Origin of the sequence: Pseudomonas sp. BT76 TE3572 (assembly GCF_050435365.1) — a bacterium.
In the GTDB taxonomy this organism is placed as follows: domain Bacteria; phylum Pseudomonadota; class Gammaproteobacteria; order Pseudomonadales; family Pseudomonadaceae; genus Aquipseudomonas; species Aquipseudomonas fluorescens_W.
On record NZ_JBNDKE010000001.1, the window covers coordinates 736,735 to 758,873 of the forward strand.

The 22,139-nt window shown below is 61.2% G+C and carries 20 protein-coding genes; 6 read left to right on the forward strand and 14 right to left on the reverse strand.

Features of this window, described 5'->3' with window-relative positions; genetic code table 11:
* The first annotated feature begins 58 nt into the window (after positions 1 to 58).
* The gene (locus ABH912_RS03420; RefSeq protein ID WP_429509617.1) at positions 59 to 1,000 is read left to right on the forward strand and encodes a helix-turn-helix domain-containing protein; all 942 of its coding nucleotides are present in this window, start codon (positions 59 to 61) and stop codon (positions 998 to 1,000) included.
* Positions 1,001 to 1,194: 194 nt separating this feature from the next.
* Here ABH912_RS03420 and ABH912_RS03425 read toward each other — a convergent pair whose 3' ends face one another.
* Positions 1,195 to 2,022, reverse strand: a complete 828-nt coding sequence (locus ABH912_RS03425; protein ID WP_033062028.1) for an AraC family transcriptional regulator — start codon at positions 2,020 to 2,022, stop codon at positions 1,195 to 1,197.
* 185 nt (positions 2,023 to 2,207) lie between these two features.
* Here ABH912_RS03425 and ABH912_RS03430 point away from each other — a divergent pair, with 185 nt between their 5' ends.
* From ABH912_RS03430 to ABH912_RS03450, 5 genes are read left to right on the forward strand one after another with little or no spacing between them, the layout of a single operon-like run.
* Positions 2,208 to 3,347, forward strand: coding sequence for a tyramine oxidase subunit B (locus tag ABH912_RS03430; RefSeq protein ID WP_033062029.1), 1,140 nt, complete (start codon positions 2,208 to 2,210; stop codon positions 3,345 to 3,347).
* Between the two features lie 34 nt (positions 3,348 to 3,381).
* Positions 3,382 to 3,804, forward strand: coding sequence for a RidA family protein (locus ABH912_RS03435; protein WP_429509618.1), 423 nt, complete (start codon positions 3,382 to 3,384; stop codon positions 3,802 to 3,804).
* A 57-nt stretch (positions 3,805 to 3,861) separates the two neighbouring features.
* Positions 3,862 to 5,154 carry an NAD(P)/FAD-dependent oxidoreductase gene (locus ABH912_RS03440; protein ID WP_429509619.1) on the forward strand — a complete coding sequence of 431 codons (1,293 nt, stop codon included), beginning with the start codon at positions 3,862 to 3,864 and terminating at the stop codon, positions 5,152 to 5,154.
* A gap of 33 nt (positions 5,155 to 5,187) precedes the next feature.
* A complete protein-coding gene (locus ABH912_RS03445; protein ID WP_429509620.1) occupies positions 5,188 to 6,036 on the forward strand; it encodes an alpha/beta fold hydrolase in 849 nt (282 codons plus the stop codon).
* Positions 6,033 to 7,253, forward strand: coding sequence for a multidrug effflux MFS transporter (locus tag ABH912_RS03450; RefSeq protein ID WP_429509621.1), 1,221 nt, complete (start codon positions 6,033 to 6,035; stop codon positions 7,251 to 7,253). Before ABH912_RS03445 ends, ABH912_RS03450 begins: the two co-directional genes overlap by 4 nt.
* A gap of 110 nt (positions 7,254 to 7,363) precedes the next feature.
* Here the strand turns inward: ABH912_RS03450 and paaZ are convergent, their stop codons facing one another.
* The 13 genes from paaZ to paaH all read right to left on the reverse strand — a co-directional run bounded on the left by paaZ (position 7,364) and on the right by paaH (position 22,136).
* Complete coding sequence (gene paaZ, locus ABH912_RS03455) at positions 7,364 to 9,418, reverse strand: phenylacetic acid degradation bifunctional protein PaaZ (RefSeq protein ID WP_429509622.1); 2,055 nt, start codon at positions 9,416 to 9,418, stop codon at positions 7,364 to 7,366.
* 58 nt (positions 9,419 to 9,476) lie between these two features.
* Positions 9,477 to 10,730 carry an OprD family porin gene (locus ABH912_RS03460; RefSeq protein WP_033062035.1) on the reverse strand — a complete coding sequence of 418 codons (1,254 nt, stop codon included), beginning with the start codon at positions 10,728 to 10,730 and terminating at the stop codon, positions 9,477 to 9,479.
* A 34-nt stretch (positions 10,731 to 10,764) separates the two neighbouring features.
* Positions 10,765 to 12,411 (reverse strand): cation acetate symporter, encoded by a 1,647-nt coding sequence (locus tag ABH912_RS03465; protein ID WP_033062036.1) that lies wholly within the window; start codon positions 12,409 to 12,411, stop codon positions 10,765 to 10,767.
* Entirely contained in the window at positions 12,408 to 12,716 is a 309-nt protein-coding gene (locus ABH912_RS03470) for a DUF485 domain-containing protein (RefSeq protein WP_033062037.1), read from the reverse strand. The genes ABH912_RS03465 and ABH912_RS03470 overlap by 4 nt, the downstream gene beginning before the upstream one ends.
* 165 nt (positions 12,717 to 12,881) lie before the next feature.
* The gene (paaE, locus tag ABH912_RS03475) at positions 12,882 to 13,958 is read right to left on the reverse strand and encodes a 1,2-phenylacetyl-CoA epoxidase subunit PaaE (RefSeq protein WP_429509623.1); all 1,077 of its coding nucleotides are present in this window, start codon (positions 13,956 to 13,958) and stop codon (positions 12,882 to 12,884) included.
* Between the two features lie 33 nt (positions 13,959 to 13,991).
* Entirely contained in the window at positions 13,992 to 14,525 is a 534-nt protein-coding gene (gene paaD / locus ABH912_RS03480; protein WP_429509624.1) for a 1,2-phenylacetyl-CoA epoxidase subunit PaaD, read from the reverse strand.
* Positions 14,512 to 15,273 (reverse strand): 1,2-phenylacetyl-CoA epoxidase subunit PaaC, encoded by a 762-nt coding sequence (gene paaC / locus ABH912_RS03485; protein ID WP_429509625.1) that lies wholly within the window; start codon positions 15,271 to 15,273, stop codon positions 14,512 to 14,514. The genes paaD and paaC overlap by 14 nt, the downstream gene beginning before the upstream one ends.
* Positions 15,274 to 15,281: 8 nt before the next feature.
* Positions 15,282 to 15,563 (reverse strand): 1,2-phenylacetyl-CoA epoxidase subunit PaaB, encoded by a 282-nt coding sequence (gene paaB / locus ABH912_RS03490; protein ID WP_033062041.1) that lies wholly within the window; start codon positions 15,561 to 15,563, stop codon positions 15,282 to 15,284.
* A 27-nt stretch (positions 15,564 to 15,590) separates the two neighbouring features.
* A complete protein-coding gene (paaA, locus tag ABH912_RS03495) occupies positions 15,591 to 16,580 on the reverse strand; it encodes a 1,2-phenylacetyl-CoA epoxidase subunit PaaA (RefSeq protein ID WP_111449688.1) in 990 nt (329 codons plus the stop codon).
* Between the two features lie 967 nt (positions 16,581 to 17,547).
* Positions 17,548 to 18,873, reverse strand: a complete 1,326-nt coding sequence (paaK, locus tag ABH912_RS03500; RefSeq protein ID WP_429509626.1) for a phenylacetate--CoA ligase PaaK — start codon at positions 18,871 to 18,873, stop codon at positions 17,548 to 17,550.
* Positions 18,874 to 18,972: 99 nt separating this feature from the next.
* On the reverse strand, positions 18,973 to 20,184 hold the full coding sequence (pcaF, locus tag ABH912_RS03505; protein WP_429509627.1) for a 3-oxoadipyl-CoA thiolase: 1,212 nt from the start codon (positions 20,182 to 20,184) through the stop codon (positions 18,973 to 18,975).
* The gene (gene paaI / locus ABH912_RS03510; RefSeq protein WP_033062045.1) at positions 20,177 to 20,626 is read right to left on the reverse strand and encodes a hydroxyphenylacetyl-CoA thioesterase PaaI; all 450 of its coding nucleotides are present in this window, start codon (positions 20,624 to 20,626) and stop codon (positions 20,177 to 20,179) included. Before paaI ends, pcaF begins: the two co-directional genes overlap by 8 nt.
* Complete coding sequence (gene paaH / locus ABH912_RS03515; RefSeq protein ID WP_429509628.1) at positions 20,613 to 22,136, reverse strand: 3-hydroxyacyl-CoA dehydrogenase PaaH; 1,524 nt, start codon at positions 22,134 to 22,136, stop codon at positions 20,613 to 20,615. Before paaH ends, paaI begins: the two co-directional genes overlap by 14 nt.
* Positions 22,137 to 22,139: the final 3 nt, after the last annotated feature.

A 22,139-nucleotide genomic window follows, 5' to 3' on the forward strand; every position in this document is an offset into this window, starting at 1 on the left:
GGATGACAGAGTCCCTTTCAGGCCGATAAACAAACGGGGCCACCGAGGAACGACGACCATGCTCGCTGAAGTTCGAACCTTCAATGACCCTCAACAACACGCTGGCTCCATCCAGGGCTGGCGGCAAGTGTATGACCAACTCGGCCGTGGCTGCCTGACCAGTGAGCTGCGGCAGTTGTCCTCTGACCGCTTTCAAATCTTCCAGGAAGTGCTGGACAAACGCGTGGTGCAGCGCGGCTATGCGCCGAAAGGTCGGCTGTGCGCGGCCATGTCATTAGGCTGCGCGCCGGTGGTGCAGGGACAACAGGTGGGCACTCACAGCGTGGTGCTGTTGCGTGACGGCGAGGAGTTTGTGTTGCACGCCCCTGAAGGCATGCACTTCTTCGCGCTCAATGTCGACGCGGTGCGCTTCGCCAAACTGGCGGCCTTCGAATTGTCCGACGATCAGCTCAAGCGCCTGAAGACCACGTCCCAACTCAGCGTGGATGACGCGTTACTGTTGCGAATACGTCAGCGCATTCAGCCGCTGTTTCGTCACCTTCTGGAACAGACGGACGCTATCAACTCAACCGCCGAGAAAATGCTGGAGGAAGAACTGCTCGGCGCGTTCCTCGATTTGTTCAGCCACGCCACCGATGAGGTACGTTGTCGTCGCGGTAATTTCGCCGTGAGTGCTTACCTGGTCAAGCGTTGCCAAGAGCTGATCGATGCCAGTGGTGATACACCACTGAGCATTCTCGACCTGTGCGAACACCTGCGGGTGAGTCGCCGGACCCTGCAGAACAGTTTTCAGGCAGTGACCGGAATGCGTCCGGTTGAATACCTGCGCAATCTACGCCTCAACGCGGTGCGACGCCGCTTGATCACAACCTCTGCCTGCACTCAAAACATCAGTGAGATCGCGATGGCAATGGGCTTTTTTCATCTGAGCCACTTCGCCTCGCATTACCGGCAATTGTTTGGCAAGTCACCGTCCGAAACGCTCAGGGCAATGCGCTAAAAACCTCATGTGCGGCTGACGCTTTCCTCCCACCCGATTTCCTTTCCCAGGCTGATATTCAAGCGCTCATGAATTGTTGGTTTCGCTAAGCGAAGCTGGCAACTCGGCTCGCTGGATTTGCCTTGCCGTATTCGAAATACAGGGAATTACCGAGGGGTGATGAAGGCGCGCGTTTGCTTTTGAAAAGGAGGGAGTCAGGCGTAGTTGATCCGGTCGGTGTAGGCGTTCTGGGCCATTTTGCGTTGATAGTCGCAAGGCGTTGTACTGACCAGTTTCTTGAAGTCGCGCAGGAAGTGCGATTGATCGGAAAAGCCCAGGTCGAGGGCCAGCTCCGAAAACGACACATCGTGTTGGGTATTGAGGGTGTCCAGAGCCGCCTGGCAGCGGATGATTCGGCAAAAGGTCTTGGGTGACATGCCGGTGTCTTGACTGAACTGTCGGTGCAGCGTGCGACTGGTGTACCCGCTGAGATCTTCCAGTTGCTGAATACGGATATCACCGCGGTGGCGCAGAGCCTGCTGAATAACCATGGCCGTGAGTGTTGACGTTTTACCCATCAGTCGGGGGGCGAGGTAGTCGTTGAACAGCCGCATCTGATCGCCCAGCAGCGGTGCTTGAACGATACTTTCGAAGATGCGCTGGGCGAACCCCGAGACCTCCAGCAAGTCGAGTTCGCTTTCAGTCAATTCTTCGGCCAGCACATTGATAAATCCGGGAATGACGCCCGGTGAAAAGCGCACGCCAAAGTAGTGATGGTTCTGGTGTAACTCGACCGCTTGGGCAGCCAGCGGCGTGCCACAGATCCGGGCGGTAGGGCGTGTTGCATCACAGTCGAAAACAATATCCACGCAACCATCCGGCACGGCCAGCAGGTTGGCTGATTGAGCCACATCGAAGGCATAGAAATGCGAGATCGCCGGGTGTTCGGAGGGCATGACCGAATACCGTGAAGAGTTGAGCACGAACCAGGGTTGTTCGTTCGCAGTGTGGTGCCTGGGAGGCGGCGCGCACTGTTTGATCATGGTTGCACCTTCGATGAGCAGCGATACGGAAGTTTTCACGCATTAATCACGCCAACAATTGCGTGCCGGCCAACCGGGCATGTCCGAAATTTACAATACCGCCGAAAAACGCGCGCTGATACTCGAGGTCGACAGCGTGGAGCTGCGCCTACCGCAGCGATATCACCTTCAGCCCGAGAACTACTATGTCTACAAATACAAAAATCGACTTCATCTACCTCTCCGAGCAGGACATGATCCGCGCGGGCGTGACTGACATGCTGGCGTGCGTGAACACCATGGAAGAAATGTTCGGCCTGCTCTATGCCGGTGACTATCGCATGGCCGGTCCGAACAATGACTCCCATGGCGCGATGGTGATCTTCCCGCAGGATTCACCCTTCCCGAACATGCCCAAGCCCACGGCTGACCGGCGCATGATGGCCATGCCTGCCTACCTGGGCGGCAGTTTTTGCACCGCAGGCGTGAAATGGTACGGCTCCAATATCGCCAACCGCGAAAAAGGCCTGCCGCGCTCGATTCTGATGTTTACCTTGAACGACCCCGATACCGGCGCACCGCTGGCCCATATGTCGGCCAACCTGCTGTCCGCGTACCGCACCGGTGCGATTCCCGGCGTGGGCGCGCGTCACTTGGCACGCAAGGACTCAAAAGTCGTCGGCCTGCTCGGCCCGGGTGTGATGGGCAAGACCACGCTGGCGGCATTCATCGCGGTATGCCCGCATATCGACACACTGAAGATCAAAGGTCGTGGCCAGAAGAGCCTCGATAACTTTATCGCCTGGGTCAAGGAAACCTATCCGCAGATAACCACGATCGAAGTGGTCGACAGCCTTGAAGCGGTGGTTCGTGACTCTGACCTTGTTACTTATTGTAGCTCCGGTGAGGTGGGCGACCCCACGACCTACCCAATTGTGAAACGCGAATGGGTCAAGCCAGGTGCCTTCCTGGCGATGCCTGCCTCCTGCTCCCTTGACGACGGGATGGAACAGCGCGACGTACGCAAGGTGCTGGACAACACCGGTCTCTACCAAGCCTGGTTTGAAGAACTGCCCAAGCCTGCACATCACTGCGTGCCGGTGATTGGCGTGCGCTTCATGGACATGATTGCCGAAGGCAAGATGCAACTCGATGAAGTCGAGGACATCGGCAAGATCATCGCCGGCGCTGCGCAAGGCCGTAGGAACGATGAAGAAATCATCATCATGTCGGTGGGCGGCATGCCCGTGGAAGACGTGGCCTGGGGCACGGTGGTGTATCGCAACGCGATCGAAAAAGGCATCGGCGTCACCTTGAACCTGTGGGAAACCCCGGTTCTGCGTTAAGCCATCCATCACTTATTTTGAAGAGGCATTCCACATGACAAACATCATTAAGCTCAAGACCGGTTCCCCGTTTGAGGATCAGGCCAGCTATTCGCGCCTGGTGGTCGTGGACAACTGGATCTACGTGTCCAACACCGCAGGCCGCAACCCGCAAACCAAACTGATTCCGGAAGATACCCTCGAGCAGACGCACCAGGTATTCGCCAACATCGAGGCGGCCCTGGCGGCGGTCGATGCGAGTCTGGCGGACGTGGTGTGTTCGCGGGTGTTCATCCAGGACCCCAAGGACGTACCGGCCGTGATGGCCCTGATCGGCGAAAAGTTTCGCGGCGTTGACCCGGCCAGCACCGTCACCTGTCCGCCCTTGGGGTCGACGGTCTACAAGGTTGAGCTGGAGGTGACGGCGTATCGCAATGCGTCGAAGGCGCAAGTTGAAGTCATTCGCCTGTCGCAGTAACTGTCACGCGGCCGTGCGCAGGTGCGGCCTACTTCATTCGATTACCGAGTCTTGATCATGGCCCCCACAATAGCGCCCGTGAATACGTCTACCGTGTTTCCCTCCGCAACCTCTGTCGTCATCATTGGCGGCGGGATTATCGGCCTGACTGCTGCGTTGACATTGGCCGAACGCAATATCTCGGTGGTGGTGCTGGAAAAAGGCCATATCGCCGGTGAGCAGTCGTCACGCAACCTGGGCTGGGTACGCAAGACCAGCCGCCACGCGGCCGATATTCCCCTGGCCCTCGCCGCGGACCGCTTGTGGGCGAAGATGCCTGAGCGGGTAGGGGCGGATGTCGGGTATCGCCAGGAGGGCATCATGTTCGTGGGCCGCAACCCCTCGCAGATGGCGATGCATGAGGGATGGCTCAAGTCGGTGGAGCATTTGTCACTGGATTCACGGCTGCTCAGCAAACGCGAAATTGGCGAGCTGGTGCCAGGTGGCGTGGGTGACTGGGCCGGCGGCATCTTTACCCCCTCCGATGCGCGTGCCGAACCGACGCTGGCAAGCAGCGCGATCGCCAAGGCTGCCATGGCCTTGGGTGTGGTGATTATCGAGCAGTGCGCGGTGCGTACGCTGCAGATGTCCGCCGGTGTGGTCAGTGGCGTGGTCACGGAGAAAGGTGAGATTCGCTGTGATCATGTGCTGCTCGCAGGGGGGATGTGGTCACGGCGCTTCCTGGGCAACCTCGGTGTGTCGTTGCCGACCTTGCCCTTGACTTGCTCGGTGTTGCGTACCCACCCAATGGAAGGGCCGACTGAGATTGCTGTCGGCGCACCTGACTTTTCGTTTCGCAAGCACAGGGACGGCGGCTTCATCATTACCCAGCGCGGCAAACTGGATGCCTTCCTGACACTCGATCACTTGTTGCTCGCCAAGCAATATATGCCGCAGTTCCGTGCGCAACGCAGCGTTCTGAACGTGTCGTTGGGCAAACCTTTTTTCAATGACCTGGCACTTGCCCGGCGCTGGAATTCCGACAGCGTCAGCCCGTTCGAGCGCGTCAGGGTCCAGGACCCGGCCGCCAACCCGCGGCTCAATAACGACGCGATGAACAACCTCATGGCGGCCTGGCCGGTGTTTGAGCACGCGCGGATCGCCCAGGCCTGGGCAGGCACTATCGACGTCACGCCGGATTCGAATCCAGTCATAGGGCCGGTCGCGCAGATTCCGGGGCTGACCGTGGCCACCGGATTCTCGGGGCACGGCTTCGGCACCTCGCCGGCGGCAGGCCACCTCGCGGCGGATCTCGTCAGCGGTCATGCACCGATCATTGATCCAAGCCCTTATCGGTTCGATCGTTTCTAGGTCGGTCGAAGCCACGCATTAAGGAACCAACCGATGCCATCTGACAGCTGTTTCTTTACCAACCGTTCGGGCTTGCGCCTGCACTTTTTGCGCTGGGGTGAGTCAACCGGCGTTCCCCTGGTGCTGTTGCATGGCTTGCGGGCCTATGCACAAACCTGGGAATCGCTGGTGCAATCCCTGGGTGCGGGCTACTGCATCTATGCCCTGGACCAGCGCGGCCGAGGACTGAGTGATTGGGCCGCGCCCGGCAGCTACCACACGCAGTCGTATGTCGAGGACCTCGAGGACTTTGCCGCCCATGTTGGCTTGTCGCGTTTTGTATTGCTGGGGCACTCATTAGGGGGCGCCAACGCCCTTGAATATGCACGGCAAAATCCGCGACGGTTGATTGGCTTGATGATTGAGGACATCGGTCCCGGCTCTTCAAGCCAGGGCGATGGTGCCGCGCGCATTCGCCGCGAGATGAGCCAGACGCCTTTGCAGTTCGAGAGCTGGGAGGCGGCCCGCGAATTCTGGCAGGCTTCGCGCCCGGGCTTGTCGGAACAAGGCCTGGCGTCAAGGCTCGCTCATTCGATGAAAGAGAGCGAGGGCGTGATCACCTGGCGCCATGATCAGCAGGGTATTGCCGAGGCGCGCCTGAGTATCGAGCCGACAGACCTGTGGCCGGCGGTGCGCGCGCTGGATTGTCCGACCCTGTTCATTCGCGGCGGCCGCTCGGACTTTCTGCCGCCCTCGACACTGCAGGCGATGAGCGCCAGCAATCCGCACGTGCGGACGGTGGAGGTCGCAGGCGCCAGTCACTATGTACATGACGATCAAGGCGAGGTGTTCAACGCGCTGGTCGCAGGCTTTCTCAAAAGCCTTGAGCTCCCGGGTCAATGAAACCCACGGCACGTCTGATCGCACTGCTGGCATCGCTGACGGCCTTTGTGCCGTTTTCCATCGATACCTACCTGCCCAGCCTGCCGCAGATCGCCGCTGACCTGTCGAGCAGTACTTCCCAGGTGCAACACACGATCAGTGCCTTCCTCGCAGGGTTGTGCCTGGGCATGCTGTTCTATGGGCCACTGTCGGACCGCTACGGGCGTCGCCCACTGTTGCTGGGCAGTCTCGTGCTCTATGGCCTGGCGACACTGGGCTGTCTGTTTGCCGGCAGCATCGAACAACTGACGGCGTGGCGATTTCTCCAGGCACTTGGCGGGGCCGGTGCGCTGGTCCTGGCGAGGGCCATTGCCAGAGACCTGTTCGGTCTGGCGCAAGCGGCCAAGGTGCTGTCCTGGATGCATCTGCTGACGATGATGGCGACGTTGGTCGCGCCAATGATCGGTACCTGGCTGGTGCTGATTGACGGCTGGCGCACCATATTTGCCGCGTTGTTCATTCTGTGCGGGCTGTGCCTGCTGATGGTGAGCGTGGGGCTGAAGGAGAGCCTGCCAACGCAGGCGCGCGGCACCTCGCTCAAGGGGGCGTTCGCCGCTTACCCGGGCATCGTCCGACAACCTCGGGCGGTGGCGCTGATCCTGTGCATGGCACTGGCCTTTGGCGGCATGTTCGCTTTTATCACCGCCTCACCCTTTGTGTACGTCGTGTACTTCGGAGTCTCACCGCGTACCTTCAGTTGGCTGTTCGGCCTGAACATTCTAGGCATCATCGTGGTGACCTTTATCAATGCCCGCTGGGTCACTCGCTTCGGACCACAACGCATGCTGGGAGTGGGCGCCTTGCTGGCGGGCGTCGCAGCGTTGGCGCTGATGGTGGCGGGGTATACGCAGTGGGGCGGGCTGACGAGCATTGTGCTTTGCATGGTGCTGTACATGGGCGTCACGGGCTTGCTGGGAGCCAATTGCACGGCGAGCCTGATGAGCATGTTCCCGGCGCAGGCGGGGGCGAGTGTCGCCCTGGGTATTTCGGTGCAATTCGCCAGCGGGGCGCTGGCCAGTGTGTGGGTCAGTCGCCTGGCCGATGGCACCCCATGGCCCATGTGCCTGGTGGTGGGAAGCTGTGGGCTTGGCTGCCTGGTTGCGTATGGCATCTCGATCCGCGCACCTGTCAATCCAGCCGCTGCGCGGGATGAAGTGAGTGCGCCGCTTCGACCCTGACTTCAAGGTTTGGTATTGCCCTCGGCCTTTTGACACGCCCGCTTCGAGACATCCCCTCTCTGAAGGGAGCCTGAGAAGCGGGCGTGGCCGTTCAACGCTTTTGAGCCGGATTACTGCTCGCGCTTTACTACCAGGGTCAAAATGTCATAACTGGCTACCAGTTCTCCCAACTGATTGGTCACTTCCACATCCCAGGCCACCACCCCTTGCGGAATGCCTTGCGGGCTCTTTTTGCCCTGGTCGATTTTGCGTTTGCAGGTCAGGCGCGCCTGGATGGTGTCGCCGATGCCCACCGGGGTGATGAAGCGCAACGTATCCAGGCCATAGTTGGCCAGGACCGGGCCCGGCGCCGGGGACACGAACAGGCCGGCCGCCGCCGACAGCACGAAGTAACCGTGGGCGATGCGTTTGCCGAATTGCGATTCTTTGGCGGCGATGTCGTCGAAGTGCATGTAGAAGTGATCGCCGGACAGGCAACCGAAGTTCACCAGATCGGCTTCGGTCACGGTGCGACGGTGAGTCAGCAGCGATTCGCCGATCTGCAGGTCCTGGAAGAACCGGCGGAACGGATGCACTTCGGTTTCGATGACCTTGGCGCCACGCACATATTCGCCGGTGACCGCCGCCAACATGGTCGGCGAGCCTTGCACCGCCGCGCGTTGCAGGTAGTGTTTCACTGCGCGCAGACCACCGAGCTCTTCACCGCCGCCGGCACGACCCGGGCCGCCGTGTTTGAGTTGTGGCAGGGGTGAACCGTGGCCGGTGGATTCGGCGGCGGATTCGCGGTCCAGCACCAGCAAGCGCCCGTGCCAGGCAGCCGCTACCGGGATTGCCTTGGCGGCGATCTGCGGGTCTTTGGTGATCAAACTGGCCACCAGGCTGCCTTTGCCGCGAGCAGCCAGGGCCAGAGCTTCATCCAGATCGTCGTAGGCCATGAGGGTGCTGACCGGGCCGAACGCTTCGATGTCGTGAGCGCCGCCCTCGGCGTGCGGGTCGCGTGACTGCAGCAACGTCGGCGCAAAGAATGCACCCTGGCTGACGTTTTCACCGCGCGGCTCGAAACCGTCGCGGGCACCGAACAACAGGTCACTGCTCTGCAACAGGTTTTCCAGGCGCTCGGCGACGTCTTTCTGCTGATCGTGGGAGGCCAATGCGCCCATGCGCACGCCTTCCACGGACGGGTCGCCGACCACGACTTTTTTCAGTCGATCACGCAGGCGAGTGGCAACGGCATCAATGTGTTTGGCCGGAACAATCGCGCGGCGGATGGCGGTGCATTTCTGCCCGGCCTTGGTGGTCATTTCCCGGGCGACTTCCTTGATGAACAGCTCGAACTCTTCATCGTCCGGCGTCACGTCCGGGGCGAGGATTGCGCAGTTCAGCGAGTCCGCTTCGGCGTTGAACGGCACCGAGTTACGAATCAGATTCGGATTGACCCGCAGCTTGGCGGCGGTGTCGGCGGAGCCGGTGAAAGTCACCACGTCCTGGCCTTGCAGGCGATCCAGCAGGTCACCGGTGCTGCCGATGATCAATTGCAGGCTGCCTGCCGGCAACAAACCGGATTCGTCCATCAGGCGCACCACGGCTTCGGTCAGGTAGCTGGTGGCGCTGGCCGGTTTGACGATGCACGGCATGCCGGCGAGAAAGCTCGGGGCGAATTTTTCCAGCATGCCCCAGATCGGGAAGTTGAACGCGTTGATGTGCACGGCCAGGCCGCCACGAGGCACCAGAATATGCGTGCCGGCGAAGGTGCCGAGTTTGCTCAGTTGCATCGCCGGGCCTTCGTGGACGATGTTGCCCGACGGCAATTCTCGCGAGCCCAGGCTGGCGTAGGTGAACAGCGTGCTGTTGCCGCCCTCGATGTCGATCCAGCTGTCGGCGCGGGTGGCGCCGCTGTGGTGCGAGATCGCGTAGAGCTGTTCTTTGCGTTCGCTCAGGTACAAGGCCAGGGCCTTGAGGCGCTGGGCCCGTTGCTGGAAGTCCAGCGCCATCAATCCGCTGACGCCTTGGCGACGGCCGTGCTCGACGGCTTCGGCGAAGTCCGGGCGCTCTTCGTGAGTGCGCGCAATCTCGTGGCCATCGATGGCGCTGCGCAGCACCTGGGCACCTTGTTGGCCGATCCAGCGACCGGCGATGAAGCTTTGCAGGGTAGGGGCGTGAGGCATCACGATTCCTCCAGGTTATGAAAAGTGTTGGCGCGACCGTGACCGCGCCATTCAGGGATTACCAAAGTGCCAGGGTGTAACCGACGATCAGTCGGTTCTCGTCGAGGTCGGTGGTCAAGCCATTGCCGGAACGGAAGGTCACGTTGCGCCAGCGCAGGCTGACGTCCTTGAACACGCCGCTCTGGATGACATAACTGATGTCGGTGTCGCGTTCCTGCTCGCGGCCGTTGTCGACGCTGCCGGCCTTGACGTGGCGACCGTCGGTGTAGCGCGTCATGAAGGTCAGGCCGGGGATGCCTTGCGCCGAGAAGTCATAGTCGTAACGCAGTTGCCAGGAGTCCTCGTCGGCGCGGGTGTAGGTGTTGAAGGTCACCAGGTTGACCACGTACGGATCGCCGCCGTTGAGGAACGGAAAGGCGCTGTCACCGGACAATTGCTGGTAGGTGGCACTGACCTTGTGGGCGCCGTGGGACACGGTGAACATGCTGTTGAAATTGCGGTTGTCGATACGCCCGGCGCGCTCGGCGCCATCCCCTCGGCTATCGAAATAGCGCACGTCGCTGCGCAGGTTGAAACCGTTGCCCAGCGGCTGGGTATGCACCAGCCCGACGAACTGCTGACGATAAATTTGATCAAGCTTGCCGTAGTAATAGCTCAGGTTCAGCTGCGGGCTGAAGGCGTAGCTGCCGCCGGCAAAGTCGAAGTGATCGCTGCTGGCGGCGCCGTAGCCGATGTCATCGTTGCTGGAAGAGTCCCGCAGGTTGGCCTTGGTCAGGCGCCCGGCATTGACTGTCAGGCCACTGATTTCCTGGCTGGTCAGCAAGCCGCCCTCAAAGGTTGAACCCAGCAGGCGGGTGTCGTTGTAGGTCGCCACCGGCAGCAAGGGTTGCAGGGTGCCGAGTTTCAACACGCTTTTGGATACGCGCAGCTTGCCGGTCAGCCCCAGTTGGCTGAACTCGTCAGCCGGCTCATGGCTGTCCGGGCCGAACGGCAGCAGCCCGGTGCCACGGCGATCCGGGCTGGAGTCGAGTTTGAGCCCCAACTCCCCAAGAGCGTCGAGACCGAAGCCGAATGTGCCGTCGGTGAACCCGGACTCGACGCGCGCGGTGAAGCCCTGAGCCCATTCCTCGGCCTTGGATTGCGGCGCGTTGTCCTGACGGAAATCGCGATTGATGTAGTGGTTGCGCATTTCAATACGGGCCTTGCTGTCGTCGATGAAGTCGGCCATGGCGCAGGGGGCGACCATGGGCAGACTCAATGCGGCGGCTAACGAAAACAGTGATTCGTAGGGTGCGGTACGCGCGGGCTTCATTATTTTTATTCCCTGACATCAAATCGGTCGTTGTTTAGTGCTTGCTGGCGCCGGAGGCACCGATGCCGGTCATCGAACGGATGAACTGCGCCAGATAACGGCCACGCTCAAGGGCTGCACGCGGGGACGTGTCGGTGACCGAAAAAAACCAGGCGCTGAAGAACGCCAGGCTCATGGAGAACAACGCCGGGTTGGAGTAGGGGAACAGCGCCTTGTCGTGATGCAGCACGTTGACCCACACCGCCGGGCTCAGCACCAGCAGGACAATCGCTGAGGTCAGCCCTGCCAGACTGCCGGTCACCGCACCGCGAGTGGTCAGGCCTTTCCAGTACATCGAGAGGAACAGCACCGGGAAATTCACCGAGGCGGCGATGGCCAGCACCAGACCGGACAGGAACGCGATGTTCTGCGATTCAAATAACAGGCCGAGGATGATCGCCAGGACACCGATGCACAGCGTGGCGATCCGCGACACACGAATTTCCTGCTGTTCGCTGGCCTGGCCCTTGCGCATCACGCAGGCATACAAATCGTGGGACACCGCCGAAGCACCGGACAACGCCAACCCGGCAACCACCGCGAGAATGGTGGCGAAGGCGACCGCCGAGATGAACCCGAGGAACAGGTTGCCGCCCACGGCCTGGGCCAGGTGCACGGCGATCATGTTGCCGCCGCCGATGATTGCGCCGTTGGCATCACGGAACGCCGGATCGGTGCCGACCATGACGATTGCGCCGAAGCCGACGATGATCAGCAGCAAGTAGAAGTAGCCGATAAAACCGGTGGCGTAAAACACGCTTTTACGTGCTTCCTTGGCATCGCTGACGGTGAAAAAACGCATCAGGATGTGCGGCAGACCAGCGGTGCCGAACATCATGCCCAGGCCCAGGGAGATCGCATCGATCGGGTTCGACAGTAAACCGCCAGGCGCCATGATCGCGTTGCCTTTGGCGTGCACGGCAGTGGCCCCGGCGAACATTGCTTCGGTGCTGAAACCGAAATGCTTGAGCACCATGAACGCCATGAACGTGGTGCCGAACAGCAGCATCACGGCCTTGATGATTTGCACCCAAGTGGTGGCGAGCATGCCGCCGAAGGTCACGTAGAACACCATCAGCACGCCGACCAGCATGACGGCGTAGAGGTAGTCGATGCCGAACAACAACTCGATCAGTTTGCCGGCGCCGACCATCTGCGCCACCAGGTACATCAGGGCCACGGTCAAGGTGCCGAAGGCTGAGGTCAGGCGCACCGGGGTTTGTTCCAGGCGATAGGAAACCACGTCGGCAAAGGTGTATTTGCCCAGGTTGCGCAGGCGTTCGGCGATCAGGAACAGAATGATCGGCCAGCCCGCCAGTACGCCCAGCGCGTAGAGCAAGCCGTCATAGCCATTGAGGAACATCATCGCCGAGATGCCCAGGAAGGACGCCGCGGAAATCATGTCGCCGGCAATCGCCAGACCGTTCTGGAAACCGGTCATGCCACCGCCAGCGGTGTAGAAATCGCTGGCGGAGCGGGTACGCAGCGCGGCCCAGCGCGTCACACCAAGGGTGAACAGCACGAACACCAGGAACATGCCGATCGCGTTCCAGTTCAGCGGGCGGGACGCGCCGTCGGCCGCTGCCGCAAAGTCAGCGACGAAGGCCAGAGGCAGCAGGAATAACGCCAGGAACCGGCTCATCGGGCGCACTCCTGTTTCAGCTTTTCGTTGAGCGGATCGATCACGTTGTTGGCGCGGTAGACGTAGAAACCGGTCAGTGCGAACGCCAGTACCACGATCACCACACCCACCAACATACCTACAGTGGTCACTCCGCCACTGAGGGATTGGCCGAGTGTGGCGGGGGAGAACGCCACCAGTAAGACGAAGCCGAAATAGATCACCAGCATGATCAGCGACAGCGACCAATACAGGTTCTGTTTGCGGCGTACCAACTGGATGAAATCGGGGTTCTGACGGATGAGTTCTACGTCTGTGGGTGTCATGGCGCGCTCTCTGTTGTTGTTTTTGTTGTGGGGTGAAACGGGTTTTCCGGCCTCTGTAGGAGCGAGGCTTGCCCGCGAAAGCGGAATATCAGGCGACATCGATGTTGAATCCGATGGCCTCTTCGCGGGCAAGCCTCGCTCCTACAGGTTCGGGTGGGGCTGAAATCAGAACTGGTCGAAATCCAGCACCACTTTGTCGCTCACTGGAAACGCCTGGCACGACAGCACATAGCCGGCAGCCACTTCGTAGTCTTCCAGGGCGTGGTTGCTGTCCATTTCCACTTCACCTTCGATGACCTTGCATTTGCAGGTCGAGCACACGCCGGCCTTGCACGAGTAAGGCAGTTCGGCGCCTTGGGTATTGCCGGCGTCAAGGATGCTTTGGCTATTGCGCGGCAGGTCGAACGCCAACGCGCGGCCGTCGCTGATGACGGTGATCTGGCTAACGGCGGCATCAACCTGCCGAGCCGCCTCGCGGGCCTCGCGTTTCTGCTGGCTGCCGACAGCGGCAAACAGTTCGAAATGGATGCGTTCGTGCGGCATGCCTTTGGCTTTCAGGCTGTCGCGCACGGTTTCGGTCATCTCCTGCGGGCCGCAGATGAACGCGGCGTCGAGGGCTTTGACGTCGAGCCAGCGGGAGAACAATTGCTCGCATTTCTCGGCGTTGATCCGACCGTTGTACAGGTCGACATCCTGCTGTTCGCGGCTGAACACGAAGATCAGGTTCAAACGCTGCAGGTAGCGGTTTTTCAGGTCTTCGAGTTGTTCGCGAAACAACGCGCCGGAGCTGGAACGGTTGCCGTACAGCAGCGTGACGCGGCTATGCGGTTCGGTTTGCAGGGTGGTCTTGATGATCGACAGGATCGGCGTGATGCCGCTGCCCGCCGCGACCGCCAGGTAGTTGCCATGGCGGGTCGGGTCGAGGTCGACATGAAAGTGCCCGGCTGGCGGCATCACCTCCAGGCTGTGCCCGGCCTTCAACTGCTCATTGGCGAACGCCGAGAAACGTCCACCCACCACGCGCTTGATGGCGACGCGCAGTTCACCGTCGTTGACCCCGGTGCAGATCGAGTAGGAACGGCGCACTTCTTCGCCGTCCATCTGCGTGCGCATCACCAGGTGCTGGCCCTGGGTGAAGTGAAAACTGTCTTGCAGGTGCTGCGGAATCTCGAAGGCGATGGACACCGCATCACGGGTCTCGGTGCGCACGTCCTTGATGGTCAGGCTGTGAAATTTACTCATTATTGTTCTCCAGCTGGGACGGCCGATCGCCGCTCAGATGCATTTGAAATAGTCGAACGGTTCCCGGCAATCGACGCAGCGGTACAGCGCCTTGCAGGCGGTTGAACCGAACTCGCTGAGCACTTCGGTGTGCGCACTGCCGCATTGCGGGCAAACGATTACCGGGCTTTCGCCGAGCAGACTGCGCTTGCTGATGCTGCCGTCGGGCGGCGCAATGCCGTAGGCGCGAAGGCGTTCGCGACCGCTGTCGGTGATCCAGTCAGTGGTCCAGGCCGGGGTCAATTTGCGTTCCAGCTGTGGCGCCTTGAACCCGGCGAGCTCCAGCGCCTCGCGGATGTCGCTTTCGATCACTTCGGTGGCGGGGCAGCCGGAGTAGGTCGGCGTGACCACCACGTGCAGGTGCCCGGCCTGCCAGTCGAGATCGCGAACGATGCCCAGGTCGACGACGCTGACCACCGGCACTTCCGGGTCCATGACCTGCGCCAGTGTCGCCCAGGCAGCGGCCAGGTCGGTTGGCTGAGCCGGCCGTGCGCCCTGGTCGCTGGCGATCAGCTCACCAGGTTGCATCGGGGTACGCTCGTGGCAGTGATTGCATCTCGGCCAGCAGAATGCCCAGGTGTTCGGTGTGCAGGCCTTTGCGCGCATTCAGGTAGAAATAGCTCGGCGCGGCGGGCACGGGCAGGGTGGCGCTGGCGAAAATTTCGTTGACCTTGACCTGCCAGGCCGCAGCGACTTGCGCAGCGTTCGGGGTGACGCCGGCATCGCACAGGCGTTGTTCGCTGTCGTCGGCGCTGGTCAGCTCGACCGTGAAACGCCAAACCTCAGGGATGGCCGCGAGCATGCGCTGATGACTTTCCTCGGTGCCGTCACCCAGACGCTCGACCCATTCACCGGAGCGGCGCAGATGATAGGTGACTTCCTTCACGGCTTTGGCGGCAATGCCGGCGATGCGCTCATCGCTGGACTGGCTCAGGCCGCTGAGTACTTGCAGGTGCCAGGCGTCGTAGAGGAATTGCTTGAGGAGGGTCACCGCGTAGTCGCCGTTGGGTTGTTCCACCAGCAGCAGATTGCGATAGGCGCGCTCATCTCGACGGAACGCCAGGTGATCGGCGTCGCGACCGTCGTTCAGCAGTTCGGCGGCGTATTCCAGCCAGTTGCGTGCCTGGCCCACCAGGTCGAGGCCGACGTTCATCAGCGCCAGTTCTTCTTCCAGTGCCGGGGCCTTGCCGCACCATTGGCACAAGCGCTGGCCCTGGATCAGGGCGCTGTCGCCGAGGCGCAGCAGGTATTCGATCAGATCTGTGTTGTTGTTCATGGTCGACCTCACATGTGCCCGACTTCAGGTGGCAACTCGTAGAAGCTGGCATGGCGATAGACCTTGTCGTCTGCCGGGTCGAACAGCGGGTCTTTTTCATCGGGCGACGACGCGGTGATCAACGCCGAGGGCACCACCCACAGGCTCACGCCTTCGCTGCGGCGGGTGTACAACTCGCGCGCGTTCTCGATGGCCATGGTGGTGTCGGCGGCATGCACGCTGCCGACATGCTTGTGGTTGAGACCGTGCTTGCTGCGCACGAAGACTTCGAAAAGGGTCCATTCAGACATATCAGTGACTCCACATCAGGTGGCCGATCAGGCGGCGTTCTTGTTTTGTTTTTTGCGAGCGTGAGCGACTGCGGCTTCGCGGACCCAGGCACCGTCTTCAATGGCTTTGCGACGGGTTGCAACGCGTTCCTGGTTGCACGGGCCGTTGCCCTTGAGCACTTCGTAGAATTCGTTCCACTGGATTTCGCCGAAGTCGTAATGGCCGCGCTCGGCATTCCACTTCAAGTCCGGGTCGGGGCAGGTGCAGCCCAGCAGTTCCAACTGTGGGATGGTCTGGTCGATGAAGCGCTGGCGCAGTTCGTCGTTGCTCTGGCGCTTGATTTTCCAGGCCATGGACTGGGCGCTGTTTGGCGAGTGTTCGTCGCTCGGGCCGAACATCATCAGCGACGGCCACCACAGGCGGTTGATCGCGTCCTGGACCATGTCTTTCTGCGCCTGGTTGCCGTGACGCATCATGGTCAGGAGGATTTCGTAGCCCTGGCGCTGGTGGAAGCTCTCTTCCTTGCAGATCCGCACCATGGCCCGGGAGTAGGGGCCATAAGAGGTGCGCTGCAACACCACCTGATTGACGATCGCCGCGCCGTCCACCAGCCAGCCCACGGCGCCCATGTCGGCCCAGTTCAGCGTCGGGTAGTTGAAGATGCTCGAATACTTGGCTTTGCCGCTGTGCAGCTTGGCGATTTCTTCATCGCGGTCGGCGCCGAGGGTTTCCATCGCGCTGTAGAGGTACAAGCCGTGGCCGGCTTCGTCCTGAATCTTCGCCATCAGTTGCAGTTTGCGTTTGAGCGATGGCGCGCGGGTGACCCAGTTACCTTCGGGCAGCATGCCGACGATTTCGGAGTGGGCGTGCTGGGAGATTTGCCGGATGAGGGTTTGGCGATAGGCATCAGGCATCCAGTTTTTGGCTTCGATCTTGATTTCTGAATCGATTTTTTCCTGGAAGGCGCGTTCCTGGTCGGACATCTCCGACAGGTCTTTTATGCGCTTGACGCCGGTTTCTACGAGCTGTGCGTACATGAGGGGCTCCCGCCGTGAATCTTCTTGATGGCATGGAGAACTTTATAAGCGATACATAAATTAATATCAAACACAAAATAACGTGTCGCTTGTGTTTTTGTATCGCTTCGGGATGAGTGGTCGATTTGGGAGAGGTTGTTATGTGTGTATATCCATTTCTTCGGTAACGGCTGCTGATGGTTCCGCTCTTACAGCGGGTCACTTGGAAAAGCCCCAAGTAACCAAGGGCTCTTGCCCCTGACGTCCGGCCCTTCGCCTAGGCTCAGGGTGCCCTCGCTCCGGTCCTGCTCCGTGGGCCCGCCGCCATCGGCCATCCATGGCCGGGGGCGGCTACCGCGGCATCCTTGCCGCGGTGCCCACTGCGCAGAACCTCCACTCGGCCTTCCGACGGGGCAGATCAAGATCAAAATCAACAACGAGGCGGCCTGCCAGCCGGCCTATTCTTCAGGCCACGCGCCCAATCTAATGTCCGGCAAAAATCCAAATTGTGGGAGCGAGCCTGCTCGCGAAGGCGGACAGGCATCCGCCATTGATGTCGACTGACACGGCCACTTCGCGAGCAAGCCCGCTCCCACAAAAAAGCAGATCGGCGTACGGCTTTCGCTCTTCACCACTCAACAGGCCGAGCGTTAGCTCGCCTGCCGCTTTTGATCTTGATGCACCGCCCCCTCGAGAGGCCGAGAGGAGGTTCTGCGCAGTGGGCAACCCGGCATGGATGCCGGGTTAGCCGCCCCCGGCCATGGATGGCCGATGGCGGCGGGCCCACGGAGCAGGACCGGAGCGAGGGCATGCCGAGCCTAGGCGAGGCACCGAACGAAAGGGGCAAGAGCCCTTGGTTACTTGGGGCTTTTCCAAGTGACTCGCTGTAAAAGCGAAACCAATAGCCGCCGTTACCGCAGCAACGGATATGTACAAAAAAAAACCCAAAAAAAACCCCGCAAAAGCGGGGCCATAAAGGGTGCAGCAGTCATGCTTTCGGGCGTTTGTCCAACACGTGACAAGCCTTGCCCTCAGACCGCTTGATCGAATGCAGAGGCTGCAAGACGATCCGCGTACTGATCCCGATATACGTCTTGATATGCCGACTCAACTCGGCAGCGACGGCTCTCTGCTGATCATCGCCCAGATGCTGATGCTCAGCCTTCAGCTCCACATGCACATCCACGCTGTCCAGGTTGCCATTGCGATACAGATGAATCTCGTAACACTCCGAAAGCTGTTTGATTTTCAGCACCTGCTCCTCGATCTGCGTCGGAAACACGTTAACCCCGCGAATGATCAACATGTCATCGCTGCGCCCAGTGATCTTGTCGATACGCCGCATCGGCCGCGCAGTGCCCGGCAACAGACGCGTCAAGTCGCGGGTGCGATAGCGGATCATCGGCAACGCTTCTTTACTCAGCGACGTAAACACCAGCTCGCCCATCTGCCCGTCCGGCAGCACTTCACCCGTGACCGGATCAATGATTTCCGGGTAGAAGTGGTCTTCCCAGATCGTCGGCCCATCCTTGGTTTCCGCGCATTCCATGGCGACGCCTGGCCCCATGATCTCCGAGAGGCCGTAGATATCCAGGGCGGTAATGCCCATACGCGCTTCGATGGCGCTGCGCAGTTCGGCGGTCCAGGGTTCGGCGCCGAAGATGCCCAGGCGCAGGGCCAGTTTGTGCGGGTCGATGCCCTGACGCTCTATCTCATCGGCGATGTTAAGCATGTACGACGGGGTGACCATGATGATGTCGGGTTGGAAATCCTTGATCAGCTGCACCTGTTTCTCGGTCTGCCCGCCGGACATCGGAATCACCGTGCAACCCAGGCGCTCAGCACCGTAGTGGGCGCCGAGTCCGCCGGTGAACAGGCCGTAACCATAGGAAATATGCACTTTGTCGCCACGTCGGCCACCTGCCGCGCGGATCGAGCGGGCGACGACGTTGGCCCAGGTGTCGATGTCGTTCTGGGTGTAGCCGACGACAGTCGGTTTGCCGGTGGTGCCACTGGAAGCATGCAGGCGCACGACGTCATGCATCGGCACGGCGAACATGCCGTAGGGGTAGTTGTCGCGCAGGTCGGATTTGGTGGTGAAAGGAAACTTCGCCAAGTCTTCCAGCGACTTGATGTCATCCGGGTGCACGCCCAGCGCATCGAAGCGTTGACGGTACAGCGGCACGTTCTGGTACGCGTGTTTCAGGCTCCAGCGCAGCCGATCCAGCTGGTGCTGACGGAGTTCGTCGATGCTGGCGGTTTCAATCGGGTCCAGCACTGGATCAAGCACGGCGTTGGCAATTGGCATGTTCATAACTTCACTCGAATTATTTTTGTGTTTCAGCCCTTTCGCACAAGGGCTTAGAGTGCATGCCCCAAGGATACCTCTCGGCTCCTCGGGAATCGCGGTTCTTTAGTCGGATAGGCGCTCGATGATCAGCGCGATGCCTTGGCCAACGCCGATGCACATGGTGCACAAGGCGTAGCGACCCTGACGCTCTTCCAATTCATGCAGGGCGGTGGTCACCAACCGCGCGCCGCTCATGCCCAGCGGATGACCGAGGGCAATGGCGCCACCGTTGGGATTGACCCGCGGATCGGTGTCGCTCAGGCCGAGTTCGCGCAACACTGCCAGGCCTTGTGCGGCAAAGGCCTCGTTGAGTTCGATCACGTCCATGTCGGCGAGGCTCAGGTTGGCCAGTTCCAGTACCTTGCGCGTCGCCGGTACCGGGCCGATGCCCATGATGCGGGGTTCAACGCCGGCGGTGGCCATGGCGACGACCCGGCCGCGCGCTTTCAGGCCGTGGCGCTTGGCGATTTCCGGGCTGGCCAGCAACAGTGCGCAAGCCCCGTCGTTGACCCCGGACGCATTGCCGGCGGTGATGCTGCCGCCTTCGCGAAATGGCGTGCCAAGCTTCTGCAACTGCTCAAGCGTGGTATCGCCGCGCGGGTGTTCGTCGTGCTCGACCACTTTGCCCGGGCCTTTGCGCTGGGGGATTTCTACCGCGACGATTTCTTTGGCAAAGCGGCCGCTGGCCTGCGCTGCGGCGGCGCGCTGCTGGCTGCGCAGGGCAAAGGCGTCCTGGTCGGCGCGAGAGATGTTGAACTGCTCGGCGACGTTCTCGGCGGTCTCCGGCATGGAGTCGATGCCGTAGGCTTTTTTCATCAGCGGATTGACGAAGCGCCAGCCGATGGTGGTGTCGTAGACCTGAGCGTCGCGGGAAAACGCCTGTTCGGCCTTGCCCATCACCAGCGGTGCACGGGACATTGATTCCACGCCGCCGACCAGCATCAGCCCGGCCTCGCCGCAGCGAATCGCCCGGGCGGCGGTGCCGATGGCATCCAGCCCGGAACCGCACAAACGGTTGAGCGTGGTGCCGGGCACGCTGACCGGCAACCCGGCCAGCAGCGCCGACATGCGCGCGACGTTGCGGTTGTCTTCGCCGGCCTGGTTGGCACAGCCGTAGATCACATCGTCGACGCCATTCCAGTCGACCTGCGGGTGACGGCGCAACAGTTCGCGCAGCGGCACGGCGCCGAGGTCGTCGGCGCGCACGCTGCTCAAGGCTCCGGCGTAGCGGCCGATCGGGGTCCGCACCGCATCGATGATCAAGGCGTCATTCATTCGGGATCTCCTGCGTCAGCACAGTGCCGCGCACTTTGTAGGATTTGCCATGGAACAGGGCGATCAGTTGGCCCTGTTGGTTTTCAATGCGTACGTCGTAGTTACCGGTGCGACCGGAACGGCTTTGCTCGGTGCAATCGGCCGTCAAGGTGTCGCCCAGGTGTGCCGGGGCGATGTAGTCGATGCTGCAACCGATGGCTACCGTGGCCTCGTTGTAGCTGTTGCAGGCAAAGGCAAACGCTGAATCGGCGAGGGCAAACAGGTAGCCGCCGTGGCAGGTGCCGTGGCCCTGAATCATCTCGGCGCGCACGTTCATCCCAACGCGGGCACAGCCGGGCGCCGCTGAGAGCAGGCGCATGCCCATTGCCTGGCTGGCGGCGTCGCGCTTGAACATCGCTTGCGCGCAGGTGCTGGCCAGAGTCATTGCTTCATGGTTTGTCATGGAATGTCCTTCCTTCTGCGACCCGACGGCGCAACAGCAGCGACGGCCGATAACGTTCTTCGCCGTAGCTGGCTTGCAGGTGTTCCAGCACGGTGAGGATCTGCGAAAGCCCGATGGCATCGGCCCAGGCCAGCGGGCCTTGGGGGTAATTGACCCCGGCGCGCATCGCCAGGTCGATGTCGGCGGCCGAGGCCACGCCTTGCAGCAGGGCATCGGCGGCTTCGTTGGCGAGCATGGCGACGGTGCGCAACACGGCGAGGGCCGGGCTGTCGCTGAGCAGGCTGACTTTGAATCCTGCCTGTTGCAGCAACGCGACACCCTGTTCGAGCGCGGAAGGTTCGATGCCAGCCGAACAGCTGATAGCGATTCGGCTGGCCTTGCCGTAGTCGAACGCCAGATCCAGCAGGATCAGATTGCGCAGGCCGTCCTCATTGGCCCGTTGACTGGCCATGCGCCCGTCGCTCAAGGCCAGCACCGCATCACCGACGCGCAGCAAACCCTGGCCATCGCGCTGGATGACGTCGACGCCGTGCTCGCGAAAGCGCGAGATCAGAGCGTTTGCGATGCCCAGATCACCTTCTACAACGCAGGTTTCAACGGGCTGTCCGCTGCTGATTGAAGTGGGCTGCGGGCGCTCGATACCTTCGGCATAGCTGTAAAACCCCTGGCCGCTTTTGCGCCCCAGCCGCCCGGCGTCGACCAGCTCTTTCTGGATCAACGACGGCAGGAATCGCGTGTCGCCGTAATAGGCGTCGAATACCGAGCAGGTCACGGCATAGTTGACGTCATGGCCGATCAGGTCTGTCAGCTCGAAAGCGCCCATGGCAAAACCACCGGCATCGCGCATCAGCGCATCGAGGGTCGGGCAATCGGCGGCGCCTTCCTGGAGCAAACGCAAGCTTTCGGCATAGAACGGCCGGGCCACGCGGTTGACGATGAAACCCGGCGTGGAGCGGGTGTGCACCGGTTTTTTGCCCCAGGCTTTGGCGGTGTCATACAGGCACTCGGCCAACGCTGGATCGCTGGCCAGGCCCGAGACGATTTCCACCAGCGCCATGACCGGCGCCGGGTTGAAGAAGTGCAGGCCGAGCAGACGTTGTGGGTGATGCAATTGCGCGGCGATGCTGGTGATCGACAGCGACGAAGTATTGCTGGCGAGAATGCAGTGCTCGCCGCAGATGCTTTCCAACTGGCGGAACAGGGCGCGTTTGACCTCAAGGTTCTCGACAATGGCTTCGATGATCAGCTCGCAATCGGCCAGCGCTTCGATGGCTTCCACCGCCTGAAGACGGGCGATGGTCGCCGTGCGTGCTTCGGCCGAGAGCTTGCCGTTTTCGACGCGTTTGCCCAGTTGTCGGTCAATGCCATCGATCGCCTGCGCAGCAGCGCCGGGACGATTGTCGAGCAACAGCACGGGATGGCCGGCCTGTGCGGCGACCTGCGCAATGCCGGCGCCCATGGCTCCGGCGCCAATCACCGCGATGCGCGCGTTAGTGTTCAGTGCAGTCATGAC

Excerpts from the sequence above, each read along its gene's own strand:
- ABH912_RS03420 (WP_429509617.1), top strand. The coding sequence starts at position 59 with ATGCTCGCTGAAGTTCGAACCTTCAATGACCCTCAACAACACGCTGGC.
- ABH912_RS03440 (WP_429509619.1), top strand. The coding sequence starts at position 3,862 with ATGGCCCCCACAATAGCGCCCGTGAATACGTCTACCGTGTTTCCCTCC.
- paaI (WP_033062045.1), bottom strand. The coding sequence starts at position 20,626 with ATGACAAACCATGAAGCAATGACTCTGGCCAGCACCTGCGCGCAAGCG.
- ABH912_RS03470 (WP_033062037.1), bottom strand. The coding sequence starts at position 12,716 with ATGACACCCACAGACGTAGAACTCATCCGTCAGAACCCCGATTTCATC.
- paaZ (WP_429509622.1), bottom strand. The coding sequence starts at position 9,418 with ATGCCTCACGCCCCTACCCTGCAAAGCTTCATCGCCGGTCGCTGGATC.
- paaD (WP_429509624.1), bottom strand. The coding sequence starts at position 14,525 with ATGCAACCTGGTGAGCTGATCGCCAGCGACCAGGGCGCACGGCCGGCT.
- ABH912_RS03460 (WP_033062035.1), bottom strand. The coding sequence starts at position 10,730 with ATGAAGCCCGCGCGTACCGCACCCTACGAATCACTGTTTTCGTTAGCC.
- ABH912_RS03430 (WP_033062029.1), top strand. The coding sequence starts at position 2,208 with ATGTCTACAAATACAAAAATCGACTTCATCTACCTCTCCGAGCAGGAC.
- pcaF (WP_429509627.1), bottom strand. The coding sequence starts at position 20,184 with ATGAATGACGCCTTGATCATCGATGCGGTGCGGACCCCGATCGGCCGC.
- ABH912_RS03450 (WP_429509621.1), top strand. The coding sequence starts at position 6,033 with ATGAAACCCACGGCACGTCTGATCGCACTGCTGGCATCGCTGACGGCC.
- paaA (WP_111449688.1), bottom strand. The coding sequence starts at position 16,580 with ATGTACGCACAGCTCGTAGAAACCGGCGTCAAGCGCATAAAAGACCTG.
- ABH912_RS03465 (WP_033062036.1), bottom strand. The coding sequence starts at position 12,411 with ATGAGCCGGTTCCTGGCGTTATTCCTGCTGCCTCTGGCCTTCGTCGCT.
- paaB (WP_033062041.1), bottom strand. The coding sequence starts at position 15,563 with ATGTCTGAATGGACCCTTTTCGAAGTCTTCGTGCGCAGCAAGCACGGT.
- paaC (WP_429509625.1), bottom strand. The coding sequence starts at position 15,273 with ATGAACAACAACACAGATCTGATCGAATACCTGCTGCGCCTCGGCGAC.
- paaK (WP_429509626.1), bottom strand. The coding sequence starts at position 18,873 with ATGAACATGCCAATTGCCAACGCCGTGCTTGATCCAGTGCTGGACCCG.
- ABH912_RS03435 (WP_429509618.1), top strand. The coding sequence starts at position 3,382 with ATGACAAACATCATTAAGCTCAAGACCGGTTCCCCGTTTGAGGATCAG.
- paaE (WP_429509623.1), bottom strand. The coding sequence starts at position 13,958 with ATGAGTAAATTTCACAGCCTGACCATCAAGGACGTGCGCACCGAGACC.
- paaH (WP_429509628.1), bottom strand. The coding sequence starts at position 22,136 with ATGACTGCACTGAACACTAACGCGCGCATCGCGGTGATTGGCGCCGGA.
- ABH912_RS03445 (WP_429509620.1), top strand. The coding sequence starts at position 5,188 with ATGCCATCTGACAGCTGTTTCTTTACCAACCGTTCGGGCTTGCGCCTG.
- ABH912_RS03425 (WP_033062028.1), bottom strand. The coding sequence starts at position 2,022 with ATGATCAAACAGTGCGCGCCGCCTCCCAGGCACCACACTGCGAACGAA.